This is a genomic window from Streptomyces sp. BBFR51 (assembly GCF_044591655.1).
GTDB lineage: Bacteria > Actinomycetota > Actinomycetes > Streptomycetales > Streptomycetaceae > Streptomyces.
Window position 1 is genome coordinate 6,397,901 of record NZ_CP172448.1, and the last position, 21,806, is coordinate 6,419,706.

General features: G+C 71.3%; 17 protein-coding genes and 1 pseudogene. 11 read left to right on the forward strand and 7 right to left on the reverse strand.

Annotated elements, in window-relative coordinates; all coding sequences use genetic code 11:
- Positions 1 to 115: 115 nt before the first annotated feature.
- From ACGH7X_RS29255 to ACGH7X_RS29280, 6 genes are read left to right on the forward strand one after another with little or no spacing between them, the layout of a single operon-like run.
- Positions 116 to 1,090, forward strand: coding sequence for a phosphotriesterase (locus ACGH7X_RS29255; RefSeq protein ID WP_399890288.1), 975 nt, complete (start codon positions 116 to 118; stop codon positions 1,088 to 1,090).
- 49 nt (positions 1,091 to 1,139) lie between these two features.
- Positions 1,140 to 2,096, forward strand: coding sequence for a phosphotriesterase (locus ACGH7X_RS29260; RefSeq protein WP_399890291.1), 957 nt, complete (start codon positions 1,140 to 1,142; stop codon positions 2,094 to 2,096).
- 12 nt (positions 2,097 to 2,108) lie between these two features.
- A complete protein-coding gene (locus ACGH7X_RS29265) occupies positions 2,109 to 3,233 on the forward strand; it encodes an FAD-dependent oxidoreductase (protein ID WP_399890294.1) in 1,125 nt (374 codons plus the stop codon).
- Between the two features lie 5 nt (positions 3,234 to 3,238).
- Positions 3,239 to 4,162: an alpha/beta hydrolase gene (locus tag ACGH7X_RS29270; protein ID WP_399890297.1), complete on the forward strand. Its 924-nt coding sequence runs from the start codon at positions 3,239 to 3,241 to the stop codon at positions 4,160 to 4,162.
- Between the two features lie 37 nt (positions 4,163 to 4,199).
- Positions 4,200 to 5,159, forward strand: coding sequence for an MBL fold metallo-hydrolase (locus tag ACGH7X_RS29275; RefSeq protein ID WP_399890300.1), 960 nt, complete (start codon positions 4,200 to 4,202; stop codon positions 5,157 to 5,159).
- Positions 5,156 to 6,904 (forward strand): CocE/NonD family hydrolase, encoded by a 1,749-nt coding sequence (locus ACGH7X_RS29280; RefSeq protein WP_399890303.1) that lies wholly within the window; start codon positions 5,156 to 5,158, stop codon positions 6,902 to 6,904. Before ACGH7X_RS29275 ends, ACGH7X_RS29280 begins: the two co-directional genes overlap by 4 nt.
- Before the next feature lie 284 nt (positions 6,905 to 7,188).
- Here ACGH7X_RS29280 and ACGH7X_RS29285 read toward each other — a convergent pair whose 3' ends face one another.
- On the reverse strand, positions 7,189 to 7,698 hold the full coding sequence (locus ACGH7X_RS29285) for a hypothetical protein (RefSeq protein WP_399890306.1): 510 nt from the start codon (positions 7,696 to 7,698) through the stop codon (positions 7,189 to 7,191).
- A gap of 360 nt (positions 7,699 to 8,058) precedes the next feature.
- A complete protein-coding gene (locus tag ACGH7X_RS29290) occupies positions 8,059 to 8,514 on the reverse strand; it encodes a MarR family winged helix-turn-helix transcriptional regulator (RefSeq protein ID WP_399890309.1) in 456 nt (151 codons plus the stop codon).
- Between the two features lie 176 nt (positions 8,515 to 8,690).
- Here ACGH7X_RS29290 and ACGH7X_RS29295 point away from each other — a divergent pair, with 176 nt between their 5' ends.
- Positions 8,691 to 9,812: a Gfo/Idh/MocA family protein gene (locus ACGH7X_RS29295; protein ID WP_399890312.1), complete on the forward strand. Its 1,122-nt coding sequence runs from the start codon at positions 8,691 to 8,693 to the stop codon at positions 9,810 to 9,812.
- Positions 9,813 to 9,967: 155 nt separating this feature from the next.
- Positions 9,968 to 10,186 (forward strand): annotated as a pseudogene (locus ACGH7X_RS29300) (ATP-binding protein); the annotation flags it as partial.
- 178 nt (positions 10,187 to 10,364) lie between these two features.
- On the opposite strand, the gene ACGH7X_RS29305 reads toward ACGH7X_RS29300, so the two are convergent.
- From ACGH7X_RS29305 to ACGH7X_RS29315, 3 genes are all read right to left on the reverse strand, one after another.
- Entirely contained in the window at positions 10,365 to 11,501 is a 1,137-nt protein-coding gene (locus ACGH7X_RS29305) for a M20 family metallopeptidase (protein ID WP_399890316.1), read from the reverse strand.
- Between the two features lie 11 nt (positions 11,502 to 11,512).
- A complete protein-coding gene (locus ACGH7X_RS29310; protein WP_399890319.1) occupies positions 11,513 to 12,937 on the reverse strand; it encodes an aldehyde dehydrogenase family protein in 1,425 nt (474 codons plus the stop codon).
- A gap of 73 nt (positions 12,938 to 13,010) precedes the next feature.
- The gene (locus ACGH7X_RS29315; protein ID WP_399890322.1) at positions 13,011 to 14,573 is read right to left on the reverse strand and encodes a GMC family oxidoreductase; all 1,563 of its coding nucleotides are present in this window, start codon (positions 14,571 to 14,573) and stop codon (positions 13,011 to 13,013) included.
- A gap of 126 nt (positions 14,574 to 14,699) precedes the next feature.
- Between ACGH7X_RS29315 and ACGH7X_RS29320 the strand changes: the two genes are divergently transcribed.
- A complete protein-coding gene (locus ACGH7X_RS29320; RefSeq protein ID WP_399890324.1) occupies positions 14,700 to 15,224 on the forward strand; it encodes a GbsR/MarR family transcriptional regulator in 525 nt (174 codons plus the stop codon).
- 48 nt (positions 15,225 to 15,272) lie between these two features.
- Here the strand turns inward: ACGH7X_RS29320 and ACGH7X_RS29325 are convergent, their stop codons facing one another.
- Together ACGH7X_RS29325 and ACGH7X_RS29330 are read right to left on the reverse strand one after the other, a co-directional pair.
- Positions 15,273 to 17,975: an AAA family ATPase gene (locus ACGH7X_RS29325; protein ID WP_399890326.1), complete on the reverse strand. Its 2,703-nt coding sequence runs from the start codon at positions 17,973 to 17,975 to the stop codon at positions 15,273 to 15,275.
- A gap of 98 nt (positions 17,976 to 18,073) precedes the next feature.
- The gene (locus ACGH7X_RS29330) at positions 18,074 to 19,576 is read right to left on the reverse strand and encodes a multicopper oxidase family protein (RefSeq protein ID WP_399890329.1); all 1,503 of its coding nucleotides are present in this window, start codon (positions 19,574 to 19,576) and stop codon (positions 18,074 to 18,076) included.
- Between the two features lie 244 nt (positions 19,577 to 19,820).
- Between ACGH7X_RS29330 and ACGH7X_RS29335 the strand changes: the two genes are divergently transcribed.
- A complete protein-coding gene (locus ACGH7X_RS29335) occupies positions 19,821 to 20,474 on the forward strand; it encodes a TIGR03086 family metal-binding protein (protein ID WP_399890332.1) in 654 nt (217 codons plus the stop codon).
- Positions 20,475 to 20,522: 48 nt separating this feature from the next.
- Entirely contained in the window at positions 20,523 to 21,701 is a 1,179-nt protein-coding gene (locus ACGH7X_RS29340) for a cytochrome P450 (RefSeq protein WP_399890335.1), read from the forward strand.
- Positions 21,702 to 21,806: the final 105 nt, after the last annotated feature.

Sequence of the window (21,806 nt, forward strand, 5' to 3'; positions counted from 1 at the left end):
CAATGCATTGTTTTTTCGTGGCGTTCATTTCATTGACGTGCTGTAAAGCGAATGGCTACCGTGACGGCAGCCACAGGGTGCACCGTCGCACCTCCACCGGACACGTGAGGCAGGCATGAGCGTGAAGAGCACCACCGTGAACACCGTCCTGGGCCCGGTGCCGGCCGACGAGCTGGGCGTCGTCTCGGTCCACGAGGCGCTGCTGTCGGTGCTTCCGGGTGCCGAGCACGCCTTCGACATCACCCTCGACCGCGCCGAGATCTTCGAGACGCTCGCCGGCAAACTGCGCGACTTCCGCGCCCACGGCGGCGGCACTGTCGTCGACAGCACCGGCATGTTCCACGGCCGTGACGTCCGGCTCTACGAGGCGCTGTCCCGCACCACCGGCGTGCACATCGTCGCCTCGACCGGCCAGGGACCCGAGGAACTGCTCGGGGGCTACTTCCTCACCCCGCAGACCAACCCGCCGACCCCCTGGCCGGCCGAGAAGTTCGCCGACCTCTTCAGCCGGGAGATCACCGAGGGCATGGTGGTCCCGCGTGTGGAGCGCCGCGGCCCGGCCGGACTGGTCACCACCGCGGTGACCCGCGCCGGTATGACCGCCACCGACGAGAGCCTGCTGCGCGGCGCCGCCCGCGCCGCCCTCGCCACCGGCACGGCCCTCTCCTTCCGGTACGGCGACGACGCCGCAGCCGAACTCGACGTCGTCCTCGACGAGAAGCTGCCGGCCGACCGGGTGGCCGTCGGCGGCCTGGACCGGGGGGACGCCGTCGCCGCCGGCGCACCCGCGAAGGTCGCCGACCGCGGCGCCCGCGTCGTCCTCGACCACGTCGGCACCGAGGACGACGAGCACCTCACCGACGCCGAGCGCGCAGCCCTGGTCGCCGACCTCGTGCGCGCCGGTCACGCCGACCGGATCCTGCTCTCCGCCGGCGCGACCGGGGTGGCCAAGGGGCACCCCGCGAACGACCTGCCGTACAGCCATGTGCTGACCGCCTTCGTGCCGCTGCTGAAGGCGCACGGCGTCGGCGACGGCGACGTGCGGCGCATCCTCGGGGCCAACCCGGCCGCCCTGCTCGCGGTGCGCTGACCACACCGGCCCGAACGACCGTCAAGAACTCTTTTCGAAGGTGAGTGTTGTGTCGCGAGTGAACACCGTCCTGGGGCCGATCCCCGCCGAGGAGCTGGGCTTCGTGGCGATCCACGAGCACATCGGCTACGGCATGCCCGGATCCGAGCTGGACACGCGGTGGTGGAAGACGCCCGAGCAGCGCTACGAGGAGACCGTCCCCAAGCTGCGCCGCTTCCACGAGCTGGGCGGCGGCACCTTCGTCGACGCGACCGGCATCTGCAACGGCCGTGACGTCGACTACTACAAGTCGCTGTCGGCGAAGACCGGCGTCCACATCGTCGCCTGCACCGGCTTCGTCGGCGGCGACACCGCCCTGCCGCACTTCGCCCGCGCCGACGTCGACTACCTGACACGGCAGTTCGTCCACGAGATCACCGTCGGCATCGGCGACACCGGCAGCCGCGCCGGCGTCATCAAGGTCGGCGTGAGCCGGGGCGGGCGCATGACCGACCTGGACAAGCGCATCTACCGCGCCGCCGCCCGCGCCGCGCTCGCCACGGGCGTACCCATCCTGACCCACCTCGCGATCGACGCCGAGAACGCGATCGCGATCTTCGACGAAGAGGGTCTGCCCCTGGACCGCGTCCTGTTCGGGCACGTCGACGACGGGGTGAACGCCGACAAGACCCGTGACGTCTGGATCGCCGGGCAGGGCGGCCGCATCGGCTTCGACACCTTCGGCTACGAGACCGAGCTGCCCGACCCGCCGTTCTGGGCCCGCCCCCGCAAGGAGCGCCTGGACCACTTCCTGCGGTTCATCGACGGGGGCCGCCGCATCCGGCAGGTCCTCGCCTCGGCGGACGCCAACTGCTCCCCGCTGGGCTGGCCCGGAGTCAAGGGCCACACCATCAACTACCTCTTCGACGACCTGATCCCGGACCTGCGCGCCGCCGGCCTCGACGAGGCCGCCATCCAGACGATCTTCGTCGGCAACCCCGCCGACTTCCTGACCATCCAGAAGTAAGAGAGACCCACCATGCCGTCCTCGGACCTGAAAGACCTGAAAGACCTGAAGATCGCGATCGTCGGCGCGGGATACGGCGGTGCGGCGGCGGCCAAGGCCCTCAGCCTGCTCGGGGCGGACGTCACCGTCTACGAGCAGGCGAACCGGACCCGGGAGGTCGGCGCCGGCATCGGCCTGCGCCCCGTCACCATGAACCGGTTCCGCCAGTGGGGGATCTTCGACGCGATCGCCCGGGTCAGCTCGCCCAGCGAGTACTTCGAGATCCTCACCGCCACCGGCGACCCGATCATGAAGGAGGCGTGGCCTGCCGACGGCGAGCAGACCCACACGCACCTGATCCACCGCGGCGACTTCATCGAGGCCCTGCTCGGTGTGCTGCCCGAGGGCATGGTGCGCCTCGGCCACCGGCTGGAGACTATCGAGGACAAGGGCGACAGCTCGGTCCTGACCTTCGCGGGCGGCGCGACCGTCGAGGCGGACCTCGTCGTCGGCGCCGACGGCATCAAGTCGGTCGTGCGCCGGCAGCTGTTCGGCGACAAGGGCCCGGTGTTCTCCGGCGAGCACGCCTACCGCGCCGTCATCTCCGTGGACGAGGCCCACGGCATGGTCACCGACGACAACCTGCGCATGTACATCGGCCGCGGCACGAAGATCTATCTGCTGCCGCTGCGCCACCGCGGCCAGGTGTCCTTCGACATCACCGCCCTGTGCCCGGACGGCACCTGGACGCCGCAGGTCACCAAGGAAGACATGCTGCGCACGGTCGAGGGCTTCGACGAGCGACTGGTGGACATCACGCGCGGCCTCGACATGGACACCGTGAACATCCGCGCCGTCTACGACATCGACCCGGTCGACACCTGGCACTCGGACTCCGTCGTCCTCGTCGGCGACGCCGCGCACTCGATGCTCCACCACCAGGGCCAGGGCGCCAACTCCGCCATCGAGGACGCCGGCGCGCTCGCCGACGCCCTGCGCCGGGCGGACTCCCTGACGGAGGGCCTCGCCCTGTACCAGGCCACCCGCAAGCCGGTGACCGACCAGCTCCAGGCCGTCTCGCGGCAGGGCTGGACCGAGGACGAGATCAGCGATGTCTTCCCCGGCCAGAAGCCCGCGGCCACCGCGACGAAGGACTGAGGACCATGCCGCTGCACCCCGAGATCGCCACGTTCCTCGCCACCCTCCCGCCGCCGCCCGAGGGCCCGCTCGACCCGGTCGCGATGCGCGCCGCCGAGGAGTCACACGTACCCCCCGTCGAGAAGCGCCTGCCGCTGCACGCGGTGGAGGACCTGACCGCGCACACCGCCTCCGGCGACGTGCCCGTGCGCGTCTACACGCCCACCGCCGCGGACCGCCACGGACTGCTCGTCTACTTCCACGGGGGAGCGTTCTTCCTCGGCAGCCTGGAGACACACGACCACGTCGCCCGCTCGCTGGCCGAGGAGACCGGGCTGAAGGTCGTCTCCGTCGGCTACCGCCGGGCGCCCGAGGCCGCCTTCCCGGCCGGTCTCGACGACTGCTGGGCCGTGACCCGGTGGGCCGCCGAGCAGGGCGGGAGCCTTGGCTGGGACGGCACGACCCTCGCGCTGGCCGGCGACAGCTCCGGCGCCACCTTCGTCGCCGCCGTCGCGGCCCGGGCGCACGACGAGGGCTTCGACCGGATCACCCACCAGATCCTCTACTACCCCTCGCTCGACCTGGACTTCGACGAGGACCGGTACGCCTCGCTGCGGGAGAACGCGGTCGGCTACGGCCTGGAGACGGCCGGTCTGGGGCCGTTCAACGCCTTCTACCTCGACAGCGGCGCCGACCCGGCGGACCCGCTGGTCTCCCCGGTCAAGCGGAAGGACCTGAGCGGGCTGCCGCCGGCCCTGGTCGTCACCGCCGAGTTCGACCCCATGCGCGACGAGGGCGAACTCTACGGCCGGCGCCTGCGGGAGGCCGGAGTGGCGGCGACGGTGAGCCGGTACGAGGGCGCCGGCCACGGATTCGTCCAGCACTTCTCCTGGATCCCCGAGTACCACCGGGTCTTCACCGAGACCCGCGACTTCCTCACCCGCCGCTGAACCGGCCCTGGCCGCGCACAAGTTCGGAAGGAGGACCATGACACACGACGTCACCGTCCACCCCCTGGTCTCACCGTGGGGCCGGTTCGGTCTGTACAGCTTCTTCATCGACGCGCCCGAGCCGGCGATCGTCGACACCGGGATCGCCACCTCGCCCGCCGAGGGCATGGCCCCCGCGCTGGAGGCGATCGGGCGCCGTATCGAGGACGTGCGCTGGATCCTGCTGACGCACGGTCACATCGACCACGTCGGCGGCGCGCACGCCCTGTGGGAACTCACCGGCCGACAGGCGCGGGTGGTGATCCACGAGGCCGACGCGCCGATGCTCCGCTCCCGGCGGGCGCACGTGGACGAGTACCGCGCCGGACGCGGCCGGTACCTGCGCGAGTCCGAGGGCGAGGCCAAGGTGGCGGCGGCCGCGAACGCCGTCATCTCCGGGGAGATGGAACCCACCCTGCTCGTCAACGGCGGGGAAACCCTCTCGCTCGGTGGCGACGTCACCGTCTCCGTGCACCCGGTCCCGGGCCACACCCCCGGGTCGGTCGCCTACGTCGTCGAGGGTCAGCGCTCGGTCTTCGTCGGTGACGCCGTGCAGGTCCACGGCGCGGCCAACGGCTTCCCCGGCTACACCGACCCGGCCGCCTACCGCGCCGGCCTGGCGCACCTGCGCGACGAGGTCCGCCCGCGCCACCTCTACCTCGGGCACCCCTACCGGCGGGCCGACGGCACCCCGTACGGCGTCGAACTCGACGAGGCGCAGGCCCGCGAGGCCATCGACCAGAGCCTCGCCGCCGAGGACCGCGTCGCCGAGGCCGCCTGCCGCTGCCTGGAGGCCGGCCTCAGGGAGACGGACTCCCCGTACTCGCCCTTCGCCGGGGCCGCCGAGGAACTCGGCTACACCGGCGACCCCACGCTCGAACCGTCGCCGTTCTTCACCTCGATGCACGGCTACCGCACGCGTGACCGCAACACGCACCACAGGAGCTTCGCACCATGACCGACCTTCACCAGATCCAGGCGGGCGAGCAGACCATCGCCGTCCGCAAGGACCTCCGGGTGCCGATGCGCGACGGCGTCACGCTGGCGGCCGACACCTACGCCCCCGTGGACGACACGCCGCGCCCGGCGCTCGTCGCGCTCAGCCCCTACGGCAAGGAGCTCCAGGCCCTCGCCCTCACCACGCCCCCGCAGCGCCGCCCCAGCCCGATGTGGGACGGCTGCATCGAAGCCGGCGACATCGCCCGCGTCGTCAAGGAGGGCTACGTCCACGTCATCGGCGACCTGCGCGGCTCCGGCGCCTCCGAGGGTGAGCACATCGGCAACTACAACGCCGGCGGCGTTTCCCTCGGCCAGGACGCGTACGACTTCATCGAGTGGGTCGCCGCGCAGCCGTGGTGCGACGGCAACGTCGGCATGATCGGCATCTCCTACTTCGGCTCGATGCAGGTACTGGCGGCGGCCGAACGCCCGCCGAGCCTCAAGGCGATCTTCGTCAGCGGCGGCCACTTCGACTTCTACGAGACGACGTACCACGGCGGCGTCATGTGGTTCATGCCACGGGCCGCCCGCGAGGGCCGCGGTGGTGACTCCGGCTGGGCGTTCACCGACGGCGTCAAGTCCCGCATGCTGGAGACGTACTCGCCCGAGGAGATCGGGAAGCGGGTCGCGGAGCGGCTGAAGGACCCGGACGTGGCCGCCTGGCCCAACCTCGTCCATGTGCTCAACTACCCGAAGAACCACGAGGCGTGGTTCGACATCGTCATGAACGAGGTCGACGGCGACTGGTACGAGGAGCGCAATCCGATCACCCTCGCGCCGGACATCGACATCCCGGTCCGGCTCCAGATCGACCAGGGCCGCGGCTGGACGATGGACGGCACCATCGAGCTGTACAAGGCGTTGAAGGGCCCGAAGAAGCTCGACATCGGCCCGTACCCGCCGATGCAGTCGCGCCCCTTCATCGAGGAGCACGACAAGATGTTCCGCTGGTACGAGTACTGGCTCAAGGGCATCGACAACGGGGTCATGGACGAGCCCGCCGTCACCGTCCACGTCGAGGGATCGCGCGAGAGGGCCACCGGCGCCGAGTGGCCGCCGAAGGACGTCGAGTACCGGTCGCTCTACTTCCGTCCCCGCCGGGCGCTCTCCTTCGAGCCCGAGCCGATGGGCGCCGAACACGCCGCTCCCGACGGTTTCTACCAGGCACCGCTGACGGTGACCGACAAGGTGGAGATCCTCAGCTGGAGCACCGCCCCGTTCACCGAGCCCACCGAGATGATCGGCCAGGGCGCGGCCCACCTCTTCGCCGAGATCGACCAGCCCGACACCAACTTCGTCCTGCGCATGTGGGACGAGGCCCCGGGCGGCAAACGGCAGCTCATCACCACCGCCTACCTCAAGGCGTCGCACCGCGAGCTCGACGAGGAACGCAGCACCGAGGGCGACCCGCACCACCCGCACACCCGCGCGGTGCCGGTCGAACCGGGGAAGATCGAGGAGTACGTGCTGCGGGTCTACCCGTTCGCGGCGACCTTCCTGCCGGGGCACCGGCTGGTCGTGGAGCTGTCCAACGACGAGCCGCTCGCCGACGAGCACAACGCGCTGCTGCCGCCGGACGCCTTCCACCTGCCGGTGGGCCGGCCCGTCACCCACAAGATCTACCGGGACGCGGCACACCCCTCCCGCCTGGTGCTGCCCTTCACGACGACGACGCCGGTGGCGGCTGGCGACGCGCGTCGGTAGAGGTCGCGAGAGGGCACGGCGGCGCGCGGCGCCGAGTGGCCGTCGTGGCGCTGCCGTCCGTACGCCCGCCCGGGCGTCAGGGCCGGGACCGGGCGACGGACTTCAGGGGCCGCAGCGTGACGGTGGCGCCCACTCCCCTGACCGCCGCGGCGAACCGGACCTTGGGCCACTCGGCCCCGGCCCGGCCCGCCGCCTCCAGCGCGTGCGGGGCGACGGCCGGCGACGTGGGTGCGGATCCAATCCGATCAGCACAACGCTCTCGTACAGGGTGCCGGGTGCGGATGTCAGGCCGCCGCGAGCGCGGCGCGGGCGTCGGCGCGCTGGTGATGGAGGCGCATGACCTGCCGGGCGACCGGTTGGGCGAGCAGTGCCTCGATGAGGAACGCGATGGTGCAGTTCCGCGGCCACAGGTGTGCGAACTGATCGAGGGGCTCGGTGGAGATCTGCCGCGTGCCGATCCAGGTGCCGACCACCGTCATCACGAGGGAGATCAGCAGCACGCTGCACAGGGCGTTCAGGATCATATGGGCGCGGAAGCTGTCGCCCGGGCGCACGAGTCGCGAGGTGAGCAACTGGGCGGGCTTCATCGTCAGCAGGACGACGGCCACGACCGCGACCAGCAGGACCGGCATCACCCGCAGCAGACCGGTCCACATGGCCAGGGTGAAGCCGGAGGTCAGGCCGCCGATCACCACCGGGATGGTGTTCACCGAGATCACGGCGATGACCAGCATGAACGTTACGGATTCCTTCGGGTTGCGTGGCAGGCAGGTGTGGAAGCGGTTGTCGCTCACAGTGCAGTTCCTTCGTCGCTCGATACGGAGGCGGCAATAAAAAACAGCGCCCGTCTTCCGAGTCGACTCGGAAGACGGGCGCTGTTTCGACATGCTTATACGCGCCGGACTTCGCAACCAAGGATACCGGCCCGCAGCGTGTGTCTCGAACGGGGCCGACTTCCTGGGCGACGGCTTCGGCGAACCCTTCGACGGGCTCACTTGGTGGAGATGATGTGGTCGACCTGGGCGTCGGTGCGTTCTTCGGCTGCGCCGAGCAGGCCGTGGCCGGCGTTGGAGACGATCGCGTCGACGCGGCCGGCCGCGAACCACTGACCACCACACGAGGCCGGCCGGCTTGTCGGCTTCGTGTTCCGGCGGCTACAGCCTGCGGAGGACGGAACTGAGTGTTGCGACCTCCTGCGCGGAGAGCTTGTCGGTGAAGTGGCGGCGTACCGCGGCGTCCAGGCCGGGGTGCACGGTGGTGATGGCCTGGCGTCCGATGTCGGTGAGGGTGACGGTGACACCGCCGGCGCGTTCGCGGGTGACGAGTTCGCGCTTGCTCATGCGGGTGAGCTGGTGGGAGATGCGTGTGCGGTCCCAGCCGAGCGACGCGGCGAGCTCGCTCTGGCGCAGGGAACCCCCCGCCTTGCTCAGGCTGACGAGGATCGTCAGGTCCGGCTCGGACAGTCCCGCCGCCTCGGCGGCGTCCGCGATCACACGGATTCGGACGATCTCGTGGGCGCGCTTGAAGGCGGACCAGAGGTCGACGGGATCCAGTGCGGCCCCGCCCATGACCTCGTCCGGTCCGGGAGCCTCACCAGCCGATGTTGACATGTCAACACACCCCTTCTAGTGTTGAAATGTCAACGCTAACAGGTGGTCGCGATCTCCGAGCTGGTCCGGACTTCGCGCCTTCCGGCGACGCGGTCATTCCATCGGCATGTCCGGTGAAACGACCCGGAAGTGCGAGTGACGTCCGTGCCATTCACGCAAAGAACAGGTGACGCATCATGAACACATCCCAGTCACTGCTTGCCGAGCTGGCCCGGTCCGAGAAGCCGATCGGAGTGGGGATCATCGGACTCGGGGCGCACGGCAGCTGGGCCGAGCGCTCTCACCTGCCTGCCCTGCGCGCCGTCCCCGGTTATGAGCTGAGGGCCCTGAGCGCGAGTTCGAAGCAGTCGGCGGAGCGCTCCGGACAGACGCATGGTGTGTCCGGCACCTTCGGGACGGCTGCCGAACTGGTGGCCTGCGACGAGGTGGACCTGGTGGTCGTGGCGGTGAAGGTGCCGCACCACCGGGAACTGGTGCAGACGGCGCTGGACGCCGGCAAGGGCGTGCTGTGCGAGTGGCCGCTGGGCAACGGGCTCGCGGAGGCCGAGGACATGGCGCGGCAGGCGCGCGGCCGCGCCGTGCCGACCGTCGTCGGTCTCCAGGCGCGGTCGCACCCGGCCCTCGCCCACGCACGGGATCTCGTCGCCGACGGCTACGTGGGGGAGGTGCTGTCCACGACGGTCGTCGGCTCCGGCGGTGCCTGGGGCGCCACCGTGGGCCCCGCGGATCACTACGTGCTCGACGCCGCGAACGGCGCGACACTGCTGACTATTCCCTTCAGCCACGCCCTCGACGGACTCGCGTCGGTCCTGGGAGAGCCCCGGGAGCTGCGGATCCAACCGGCGTCGCGGCGTACGTCGGCCGTGGACACCGAGAGCGGACAGCCCGTGCCGATGACCGCCGCGGACCAGGTGGTGGCCTCGGGACGGCTGCCGGGCGGCGCGGTGGCCACCTTCCACTACCGCGGAGGCATGTCCCGGGGAACCAACTTCCGCTGGGAGATCAACGGCACCGAGGGCGACCTCGTCCTCACCGCCCCGACCGGCCACCCCCAGCTCAGCCCGGTCACCCTGGAGGGCGGCCGCGGAACGTCCACCGGACTCGCTCCCCTGACGGTGCCGGAATCGTACGTTCGCGTCCCGCGGCTGGACCCCCGAGCCGACGCGCCGGCCTACGCGGTCGCCCACGCCTACCGGCAGTTCCTGGACGACCTGCGCGAGGGCACGTCACGCGTTCCCGATTTCGCACACGGCGCCGCCCGGCACCGCAGCATCGCAAACGTCATCACGCCGGCGTGACCGGACGTGTGGACCTCGGGCGGACGGGCCGAGCCGGTGATGGAAGACAGCTGGAACGCGTGACGTGCCCTCACCAGGCGCTTTGCTCTCCCTTGCCAGAGAGCGGCTGACACGGCTCTTCGCGATCGCCGCCACGATCCCCGTTGTCAGCCGTCGCCCTGACCCTGGGCGAGCGCCCTCAGGTTCCCCGCGCCACGATCGCCCTCGTCGGCGAAGCCAAGGCCACCGCCGCCCGCCGCGGTACCGGCGACCTGCGTCGCCTGGAGCGCATCCGCACCTTGCTCACCGAGGGCTACGACACCGCGGGCACCACCCTGGCCCTGCTCTCCCTGCACGGGTTCTACCCGGACCTGATCGAGTCCGCGGCCTGCCGGTGGCGCGCCGAGGCTGGTCCCGGGAGGCCGGACGACGCCGACGACAGGCCAGTCCGTCGCGTGCGCCGGGCCTCGCTGCCCGGTACGCAGCCCGGCACGGATCACCAGTGTTTTCGACCGTCGACCGCGACGTTCTCGGGTAGCCCAGCCGCGTCCCGGAGGAGGCGCGCCCGCTTCGTTACGGCGCGCGGTCGGCGGCTGCGGCGAGGTCGGTGGCGGTCCAGGCCATTGCGGTGGCGCCGTCGAGGACGGCGCGGTCCGCGGCCGGTGTGATGCACGCGGCGGTGAACTCGCGTTGGTGGTTGACGGCGGGCGCGCAGTCCAGTCCGAGCATGGGGTGGATGGTGGGGACGGCGTGGGAGACGTTGCCCATGTCGGTGGCGGCTCCGGCGGCGGCGCCGTGGGGGAGGTCGAGGAAGGTGCGGCCGAGGGCCTCGGCGTTCGCCCGGTACAGGGCCAGCAGCGTGGCGTCGGGGCGCAGGTCGGCGTAGTCGGGGCCGACGGGACTCACGGTCAGTTCGCAGCCGGTGGCCAGCGCTCCCGCTTCGAAGCAGCGGGTCACCCGGGTTTTGAGGGGGGTGAGCGCTTCAAGGGTGTCCGCGCGGACGATCCATCGGCCTCGGCTGGACTCCGGGATGACGTTCGCCGCGCTGCCGGCTTCGGTGACGATGCCTTGGACGCGGTCCGAACCGGCGGTCTGCTGGCGCAGCAGTCCAATGGCCACCTGGGCGACGGTCATGGCGTCGGCGGCGTTGACTCCGCGCTCGGGGTAGGCGCCCGCGTGCGCGGGGGTGCCGCGGTAGCGGATGTCGAACTGGGAGACGGCGGTGCCGGGCATGGCATCCGTCTCGGCGGCCGCGGGGTGCACCATCATGGCGGCGTCGACTCCGTCGAAGGCTCCGCGTTCGAGCATCAGGACCTTGCCGCCGCCGCCTTCCTCGGCGGGTGTCCCGAGCACGGTGACCGTCAGGCCGAGGTCGTCGGCGAGTGCGGCGAGGCCGACTCCCGCGCCCACCGCGGCGGCGGCGATGATGTTGTGCCCGCAGGCGTGGCCGATCTCCGGCAGCGCGTCGTACTCCGCGCAGACGGCGACGTGCAGCGGCCCGGAGCCCACGGTGGCGCGGACCGCGGTGGGCAGGCCGTAGCAGCCGTGCTCGACGTCGAAGCCGGCCGCGTCCAGGTGCTGGGCGACCCAGGTGCTGGCGCGGACCTCTTCGAAGGCCTGCTCCGGATGGGCGTGGATGCGGTGGGACAGGCTCACCAGGTCGCGCTCCGCGGCCCGGACCCGCTGTTGGATCACGGTCTTGGCATTCATCGGCGCGGTCCTCACGACGCGGGCCGGGCGGCGACGTGGACGGCGGCCGGGCGGGTGGCGGCGTCGTAGGCCGCGCTCGCACCGGTGGCGCCCATGCCGCTGTCGCGGGCCGGTTCGTAGAGTCGTTCGGGGCCACCGCCCTGCCACTGGTTGATCCAGACGACGCCCGCGGGAATCCGGGTGGCCGCGGCCACATGGCCGGGGTCGCGGGTGTACACGGTGGCTGCGAGGCCGAAGCGGGACCGGGCGGCACGCTCGAGTCCTTCCTCGAAGGAGGAGACGACCACGACGGGGGCGAGCGGCCCGAACGTCTCCTCGGTCATCACCGACATCGACTCGTCGACGCCGGTCAACACCGTGGCCGGGTAGAAGAAGCCCTTGCCCTCCGGTTCCACTCCTCCCGCACGGACCGTCGCTCCGCGCTGGACGGCCTCGGCGACATGTCGGCGGACCGTGTCGCGTTGCCGCTCGTCGACCAGGGGACCCATCACGACCCGCTCGTCGTGTCCGTCGCCGACGGTGTACGTCCCCGCCGCCTCCACCAGGGCGTCGACGAACTCCTCGGCGATGTCCTGGTGCACGTATATGCGTTCCATGGACGTGCAGATCTGCCCGGTGTTGAGGAAGGCGCCGAACGCCACCGCTGCCGCGGTCGCTTTGGGGTCGACGCCGGCGTCGACGACGACGGGGTCCTTGCCGCCGAGTTCGAGGACGGCGCGGTGCAGCAGCCTGCCCGTTGCCGCACCGACCTGCCGGCCGGCCCCGACCGAGCCGGTGAAGTGCACGAGTTGGATGTCCGCGTGCTCGGCCAGCGGCGCTCCGGCACGCGCGTCGCCGAGGACGAGGTTGACCACGCCGGGCGGCAGGGCGAGCAGTTCGAAGAGCCGTACGGTCGACAGGGGTGAGCGTTCGGAGGGTTTTACGACGACGGTGTTGCCGGCGGCCAGCAGCGGGCCGAGCGCACCGAGCACCATCGCGACGGGGAAGTTCCACGGAGTGATGACCGCGGTGGCACCCAGCGGATGGCGCAGGAGTTTCGTGGCGCTGCCGTCGGGATGATCGATGGTCTCCTCGAAGTCGTACGACAGCGCCTGGCCGGTGGACGCCTTGAGGGCGGCGACCGCGCCGTCGATGAACGTACGGCCGATGCCGACCGGCTTGCCCATCTCCCGGCACTCCAGATCGGCGAGTTCGTCCGCGTGCTCGGCCACGGCGTCGGCCCACGCGGAGATGCGCGCGACGCGTTCGGTCACGGGCAGCGCCGCCCACGCGGGCTGCGCCTCGACGGCTGCGGCCACGGCCCGGTCCACGTCGGCCTGGCAGCCGCCGGGCAGGCGGGCTACGACATCCTCGGTGGCCGGGTTGACGACGTCGAGCAGTGTGTCCTCGAAGGAGTCCCCCCAGACGCCGCCGGTCAGGTTCTGCAAGGTCTTCATCGGGAATCTCCTTCATGCGGCGCTTCATGCGGCGCGATCACGCGCCGACGGCGGACGGGCAAGCGGTGCCGTGTCAGGGGAGGCGGTCGGCCATGAGTTCACCCGCCATGATCGTGGCGAGGTTGGTGTTGGCCCGGGGCACGGACGGGAAGACCGAGGCGTCGACCACGTACAGGCCCTCGACGCCGAGGACGCGGCACTCGCTGTCCACGACGGTGCCGGGGTCGTCGGCGGGGCCCATGCGGCAGGTGCTGGTGCCGTGCTGCGCGTCCACGACCGTCCTCAGCAGGTAGTCGTCGAGGCCGTCGTCGCTGCCCAGGACGGAGAACAGAGCCGCGTTCTCCTCCTCGATCGATCCTTGCGTGATCGCAGCCGTCTCGGGCCGGCGCGCCAGGTCGACGAGCGCCCGTATGCCCAGGCGCATACGACGGCGGTCCCGCTCGTCGGACAGCATCCGCTGCCGCACCAGCGGCTGGTCGAAGGGGTCGGTGGACGCCAGCGTCAGCACGCCCCGGGAGTGGTTCTGGTTCAGCCAGACTCCGTACGCCCCTGAAGCGGTGGTCGTCGCGGCGGAGGCCATCGCCAGCACGTTCTGGTTGAGCGAGACGAACATCAGGTCGTGTTCGGGGGCGTCGTCGCCGCTGGTCCACCGGACACAGACGTTGGTGTGCCGATCGTGCGGCGTCCTGACCGCCGCCGGCTCCCGCAGCGGGATCGACACGAGCGCCATCGGGTGGTCCTGCATGCCGTGGCCCACCGGCAGGTCGTGGCGCACGTCGATGCCGAGCGCGCGCAGGTGCGACGCGGGTCCGACGCCCGAGCGCATGAGGACGGCGGGGGAGTGGATGACGCCGGCACTGAGCACGACCGTGCCGGCGTACTCGGTCGTCGCCTGTCCGTCGACGAGCAGCCGGACCCCCACCGCCCGGTTCCCGGCGAACACCACCTTCTCCACCAGGGCGTCGCCCCGTACCGTCAGCGTGCTCGACTCCCGGGCCTGTTCCAGGTACGCGTCGTTGACGGACACGCGGCGGCCGCCCCTCGAGTTGATCGGGTAGGGAGAAACCCCGTGCGCGGAGGGCGCGTTGACATCCTCGGACCAGCCGTAGCCCGCCGCGAGGGCCGAGCGGGACAGGGCGGTGTCGACCCCGCCCCACTCGTCCTGCGGCGTCCGGTGGATCGGTGTCGGCCCGCCGCGGCCGTGATACGGCGCGTCACCGAACTGCTCGTCGTCCTCCAGTTTCGCGAAATACGGCAGGACATCCGCGGGAGCCCAGCCCGCGCAACCGGTGCCGCTCCAGTCCTCGAAGTCCGCCATCGGGGGCCGGATCGCGATCTGCCCGTTGACCGACGAGCTGCCGCCGACACCCCTGCCGCGCCAGTACGGCGCCTGCGTCTGCGCGTCGGTGCGCGCGGAATTCAGCCCCGCCCACAGCAGTCCCTCGGCCGCCGTGGGGTCCATCAGCGCGACCGCTGGATTGGGTGAGCGCCACGCCTCGTGCATCTGCGCCGAACGGTAGTCGGGGCCGGCCTCCACGAGGAGTACTCGCTTGCCCTGCTCCGCCGAGCGCACCGCGAGCGCGGCGCCCGCGGAGCCCGCCCCCACCACAACGACATCCCAGCTCGTGCTCGTCATGCATCTTCTCCCGCGTAGGGCGATCCGACGTGGCCTAGGTATCGGGCCGGAGAGCTTGTAATATCGACCTCATAGTGAGTTCAGTCAAGACTGAACGTTCATTTCCTACTGAATTTCAGGAGTTCCGTGTCCCAGGTGGCCGAGGACGGCACAGAAGACTCGTCCGCAGACTCGTCCGAGGCGCTTGTCGAGGAGTTCGGCACCCACGTCGGCAGGGCCATGGGCTGGCCGCGCATGGCCGGTCGCGCGGCAGGACTGCTGATGCTGAGCGACAGACCGATGACCCTCACCCAGCTTCAGGAAGCCCTGGACGCCAGCAAGGGATCGGCCTCGGAAATGACCCGGCTGCTCATCGCCAACGGCACCGTGGAGCGCTACAAGGAGGCCGGAGCACGGCACTTCGTCTACCGGTGGCGCGACGACGCCTGGGTCGGCTGCCTGCGTCACATCGTGGCCGCGACCACCGAACTGCGGGAACTCGCGGCGCACGCGCAGGAGCGCGGCGCCGACATGTCCGAGGAACAGCGCGAGCGGCTGCGCGACATGCACTCCTACTACCGCTTCATGGTAGGGCACCTCGAGTCGATGCTGACGGAATACACCGCGACCTGGACGGCGAGCAGGGATCGGCCCGTAGGGGATCGGCCGTGACAGCCGGGCCGGGACGAGCACCCGTCGGTCGATCCGCGAGCTTGCCCGCTAGTCGGCGGGTCGCGGGTCGGCGGGTCGCAGGTCGGGGCGGTCCCTGAGCTGTCTGCGGGAGTTGATGCCCAGCTTGCGGTAGATGTTGCGCAGGTGGGTGTCGACCGTTCGTGGGCTGAGGAAGAGCCGGGCGGCCACCTCTTTCGAGGTCGCGCCGGTGGCGACCAGCCGCGCTATGTGCAGCTCCTGCATGGTCAGTTGGTCGCGGGCGTGAGCGGTGCGGCTGCGCGCCGTCTCGCCCGTGGCGCGCAGCTCGTCGGCCGCGCGCCGGCCGAACGCCTCGAGCCCGGCGCCGGAGAAGAGCTCGTGCGCGGTGCGCAGCTGGGGCCGGCAGTCCTGCCTGCGGCCCTGCCGGCGTAACCACTCCCCGTACAGGAGGTGGGCCCTGGCCCGGTACGGCAGCATCGGCGTGTCGGTGAGGTGGGCTATCGCCTCCCGGTAGTCGTCCTCCGCTCCCGTCACCAGCGCTCGCGCGTAGGCGGCGATGCCCAGGCCCGAGGGGGTCGCACAGGCCTCGGTGCGTTCGGTCAGCGACGCCAGCGCGGCGACGGCGGCCGCGTGCTCGCCGCACCGTACGGCGGCCTCCACCAGCTCCGGCAAGGTGAACCCCGCGGTGAAGAGCTCCCCGTCGGCGGTGGCACGTCGGGCGGCGGCCAGCGCCTCCCGGTAGTTGGCCAAGCCGTTGTTGAGCACGGCGCTTGCCCAGTGGACGTTGGAGATCACCTGGCCCGTGGCGGTGGCCGTCGTCATGACGGCCTCGAACAGCGCGGACGCCTCCTCGCGGCGTCCGCGCATCGCGGCCAACTGCAGCCGGTGGTAGATGACCGCAGGCGTACCGGTCGCGTCGGCGATCGCCTGCTCCTCGGCGATCGCGGCCATCGACTCGTCGAGGTCGCCGGTGAGCGCGGCGGCGGACGCGGCCTGCGCGAGACCGAGCCGCAGGACGAGCGGTGATCCCGACTCACGGCCGGACTTCAGCAGCCACTCGATGATCCGCTCATGGGTGTCCGGGTCCCACAGCTCGGCCGCGAGGATGATCGCGAGCGCGGGGTGCCGGTTCCACAGCGGACCCTCCGCACCGTCGAGGGCCTGCCTGATCCGGGGGACGGCCGCCCGGTGCCCGTGCGTGGCCAGGATGTCCAGCGCGTCGAGGATGTCCGGTGGATGCGGCGGCGCGGACTTCGCCTCGGCGAGGACCACGTCCAGCACACCGTTCGCGCGCCCGACGAGCAGACTCGTCTCGAGTGCTTCCAGGTAGCTCTCCCGGGAGCGCTCGGGGTCCAGGGGCGCGAGCCGCCGCGCGGCGCGCAGCATCCACGCCAGCCCCTCACCGTCGTCGACCCGGACCAGGGCGATCCGGCCCCGCAGCAGGTCGGTCTCGGCCTGCTGGAACTCGTCGAGGCCCCAGCTCTCGGCCGTACCGAGCAGCATGGCCGCCCTGTCGGTGGCGCCCGCGTCGAGGTGGGCGCGCGTGGCCGCGAGGGTCCGTTCGATCCGCCGCGCGGTGTCGAGCGTCAGATCCGCCGCCCGTTCGAGGAAGGCGGCCGTGGCCGCCGCACCACCACGCGCCTGGGCCCGGGACGCCGAGCGCTCCAGCTCGGCGGCGACGTCCTCGTCGGGGACGGCGGCGGCCTGGGCGCGATGCCACGCGCGCCGGTCGGGGTCGGCGACCGGATCGGTGGCTTCGGCCAGCACGCGATGGGCCAGCCGCCGCTCGTCCGGCGCGGCGGCGTCGTACGCAGCGGCCCGCGCCAGGGGGTGGTAGAAGCGCACGCGGGTGCCGAACTCGACCAGTCCGGTCGCGGTGGCGGCCGCCCCCGCGGTCGGCAGGTCGATGTCCAGGCCACGCGCGGCGGACCACAGCAGCCCGGGGTCGCCGGTCGGGTCGGCGCCGGCGATCGTGAGCAGGAGTCGCGCCTGCGGGGGCAGGCCGCAGAGCGTGGCACGGAATTCGTGTCCGACCCGGGTCGGCACCGAGGCGGGGCGCGGCGGGGCGAACCCACCGGCCCTGGGCAGCGCGAGCAGCGCCAGGGGGTTGCCACGCGCCTCGGCCACGAGCCGGTCACGCACCTGTTCGTCGAGCGTCTCGTGGCTCTGCGCGGCGAGCAGCGCCCGCGCGTCGGTGTCGCTCAGCCCGTCGACGCTCAGGCTCGGCAGGGCGTCCAACTCGCCTGCCTCGCGCGGCAGCCGGACGGCGAGCACCAGGGCGACCGACTCGACGGAGACGCGCCGGGCGAGGAACGCCAGCGCCCTCGACGAGGCCGCGTCGAGCCAGTGCGCGTCGTCGACCACGCAGAGCACCGGGCGCTCCTGGCCCGCCGCGGTCAGCAGCCCGAGGGTCGCCAGGCCGACCCGGAACACGTCCGGTGTCCCGCAGGCCAGGTCGAAAGCGACGCGGAGCGCCCTGCGGTGTTCGGCGGGCAGCTCGGACAGGTGCCCAAGCACCGGAAGGCAGAGCTGGTGCAGTGCGGCGAACGGCAGCTCCGCCTCGAGCTCGGACCCACCCGCGCGCAGTACGCGGAATCCGGACGCCGCCGCCTCCGCGTGCTCCAGCAGCGTGCTCTTGCCGATCCCCGCCTCACCACGCAGGACCAGGGCGCCGCCCCGGCCCGCCCGTGCCGCGCCGATCAGCTCGCGAAGGCGCCGCGTCTCGTACTGCCTGCCGAGCAGCGGACCGTGGGGAGGAGCCGACGTCTGCACAGCGCGTAGGCTACAGCGCCCAGGTCGTCCAACAGGTCCGGGCGTCGTCGGCTGCGGCGTGTGGTGGCAGCGTGTGGCGGCGTTTGGTGGCGGCGATGTCAGGCGTGGTGGTGCGACCGCGGCACGGCGCCGACCTTCTCGCCTTCACCCAGGACCACGAACTGGCCCATCATTCCGTCGTCTTCGTGCTGCAACAGGTGGCAGTGGTACATGTACGGCGTGTTCGGGTCGGTGTGGCCGCGAAAGCGCATCGCCAGCCGGTAGTGCTTTCCCTGCGCCAGCAGGACGGTGTCCTTCCAGCCGCGCAGGTGCGGTTCCGGCTTCCCGCCGTCGACCGTCAGCACCTGGAACTGCACGTCGTGGACGTGGAAGTTGTGCAGGAAGCCGTTGTCGTTGACCACGTCCCACACCTCGACGGTGCCCTCGCGGACACCGAAGTCGATGCGGTCCATGGCCATCGACCGGCTGTTGATCTGGTCCGACGCGAGCACGAAGGAGCGTTCCCGCGCGACCCTTTCGCCGGCGAGGTCCGGCGCGACGCCGAGCACGGCGGGGACCTCGGCGCCGTCGGACAGGGTGGCCGCGGCCCGGAACTGGCAGATGTCGAGACGGTCGTCGAAGCCGTCGATCCGTCCCAGGGTGCCGCCGTACTCGGACGGGTACGAGCGCAGTTCGACCCGCTCTCCCGGCTTGAAGGCGACCACGATCTCGGCGCGTTCCCCGGGCGAGAGGTACAGACGCTCGGTGTTCCACGGTCTGGCGAGCAGGCCGCCGTCGGTGGCGACGAGCGAGAACGTCCGGTCGTCGGAGAACCCGAGGTTGTACAGGCGGGCGTTGGAGCCGTTGAGCAGCCGCAGCCGCACGAGCCTCGTCGTGACGTCGACGTACGGACCGATCGTGCCGTTGACGAGCACCTCGTCACCTATGACGCCCAGCGAACCGCCCAGCGGCACCCGCTTCTCGAACTGGTTGTCCCCGTCGAACGCGCGGTCCTGAACGATCATCGGGATGTCGTCGACGCCGTACTCGGACGGCAGCTTCGACGCCTCGCTGTCCTCGTCGTCGACGATGAACAGCCCGCCCAGGCCCCGGTACATGTGATCGGCGGTCGAGCCGTGTACGTGCGGGTGGTACCAGAGCGTCGCGGCAGGCTGGTCGACCGTCCACCGCGGCCGCCAGGTCCCCTTGGCCGGGACGACCTGGTGCGGGCCGCCGTCCATGGCCGCGGGCAGGTGCATCCCGTGCCAGTGGAGCGAGGTGTCCTGATCCAGGCCGTTGCGCACGGCGAACTCGATCCGCTCGCCGCGCCGCGCGCGGATCGTCGGACCGAGGTACGTACCGTTCACGCCCCAGGTGCGGGTGGGCGACCCGGCCTTGAACCGCGTCTCGCCCGACTGGATGCCGAGCGTGAAGACCCGGGCACCCGAGGTGCTGGTCTCCGACTCCGCCTGCGGTGGGATCGACAGGGCCTTGTCGAAGGAGACCTTGCCGACCGTGTCCAGCTTCGCGGTGGCGTAGTAGACACCGAAGCCACCGCCGGCGAGGACGACCGAGCCTCCGATGCCGAATCCGAGGGCCTTCAGCGCTGTGCGTCGTTTCATGGAGACACCGTCCCGAGCGGGAGGGCCCCTTCGCGTCGGCACAAATTGCGTAGGCCCGACCTCGACATACGCAGCCGTACGCAGCCGTACGCAGACGGACGCGAACGTACGTAGTTCCTACCGACGCGAAGGTCCACCCGTCGCGGGAGGATCTTCCCCTGGGGCCCGCCCCGGGATGGAGAACGCCTCCTCGTGCCTCCTCGTCCCGTGGCTCGTGAACATCCCGACGAGCGAAATGGAACCGATGTCCTCCCATCCGGTGCTTCCCGTCCTGGACCAACTGGCCCGCGTGATCGGTGCGACGACTCCGCAGCAGGACACGGCGCCGACGCCCTGTGCCGAACTCGACGTGGTCTCGCTGCGCAGACACCTGCTCGGCGGAATCGGGTACTTCACCGTCGTCCTGGCCGACCCGGACGGCGACCGGCGACCGGATCCGCGGGCCTACACCGGTCCCGACGGGGCCGAAGTCCTGGTCGCGGCGATCGGGGACCTGTCGGCGGCGGTGCGTGCCGCCCTGGCCGACGGCATCGAATCGGCCTCCGTGCGGGTACCCGCGCTGGGGGGCACGTTCCCCGGGGACCATGTGCTGAACATGCTGGTGGCCGAGGCGGTGGTGCACGGCTGGGACGTCGCCCGCGCCACCGGTCAGGCCTGGCGGCCCGATCCCGTGGCGTCGGAGCGGGCGTACGCGCTGCTCGCCGACCAGATCAAGCCCGAGTACCGGGGCGGCGCGGGCATGCCCTTCGCCCCCGAGGTGCCGGTGGGCCCCGATGCCCCCGCGCTGGACCGGTTGTTGGGCTTCGCGGGCCGGTCACCGCACTGGACGCCCACGGCCACGCCCACGCATACGTCCACGCATACGTCCACGCCCATGCCCGGCACCGAGCACGGCTGACCGGGGCCGGGCACGACTTGTTCACTTCACCCGTCTCCTGGAGGCCCGTTGTCCCCCGTACCCACCAGTGACGTCGACCTCTACACCGAGTCGGCGCGCATCGACCCGTACGGCATCTATGCCGAGCTGCGGGCTCTCGGGCCGGTGGTGTACCTGTCCCGCCACGATCTCTACGCGTTGCCCCGCTACGACGAGGTGCGCGCCGCCCTGATGGACTGGCGGACGTTGTCCTCGGCGCGGGGCGTGTTCGTGGATCCGGACGTGAACGCCCGACTGGAGGGGATCACGCTGTGCAGTGATCCGCCCGAGCACACGGCGATGCGCTCGGTGCTGGGGCGGCCGCTTCGGCCGGACCGGATGCGCGAGGTGACTCCGCGGATCGAGGCCGAGGCCGACCGGGTCGTCGAGCGGGTGGTCGGCCGGGGCCGGTTCGAGGTCGTCACCGAACTGGCGGAGTACCTGCCCATGGCCGTGGTGTCGGACCTGGTCGGACTCCCCGATCACGGGCGGGAGAAGATGCTGGAGTGGGCCGCGGCCATCTGGAACACCCAGGGGCCCGCCGACGACCGGGCGGCCGCGGCGGGGCCGGTCGTCGAGGAGTTCATGGCGTTCGCCGTGAACGACGCCGTGCCGGGAAGGATCGACCCCGACGGCTGGGCGGCACACCTCTACGAGGCCGCCGACCGTGGCGAGATCCCGCGCGACAAGTGCCCGGCCATGATGCTCGACTACGTCACCCCCAGCCTGGACACCACCATCCTCGCGATCACCAGCGCGGTCGCGTTGTTCGCCGAGAACCCGGACCAGTGGGATCTGCTGCGCGCGGACCGCTCGTTGATCCCGCACGCGATCAACGAGTCGCTGCGTCTGGAAACCCCGGCGCCCCAGTTCAGCCGGGTGCTCACCGAGGATCACGAGATCGGCGGAGTTCCGCTGGCCGCCGGCTCACGGGTCGCGCTGCTCTACGCCTCCGCCAACCGCGACGAGCGTCACTACCCGGACCCCGAGCGCTTCGACATCACCCGCCGCCCCTCGGACCACCTCGCCTTCGGACGGGGAGAGCACGTGTGCGTCGGGATGCACCTCGCCAGGCTGGAGATGAGCGCGCTCCTGGAAAGGCTCGCCGACCGGGTCGCCGGCTTCGAAATACTCGAACGCCGACCGATGATCAACAACGGGTTGCGCGGCCTAGACCACCTGGAAGTGGCGATCGAACCCGCGACCTGACGCCCGGCGCCGCATTCCGTTCATCTCCCAGTTGCCTGGAATTCACTGGGAATTGACGCCTCATTCTCAGCTGTCTCCAAGGTAGCGACTGTTGCGTGTCCCGTG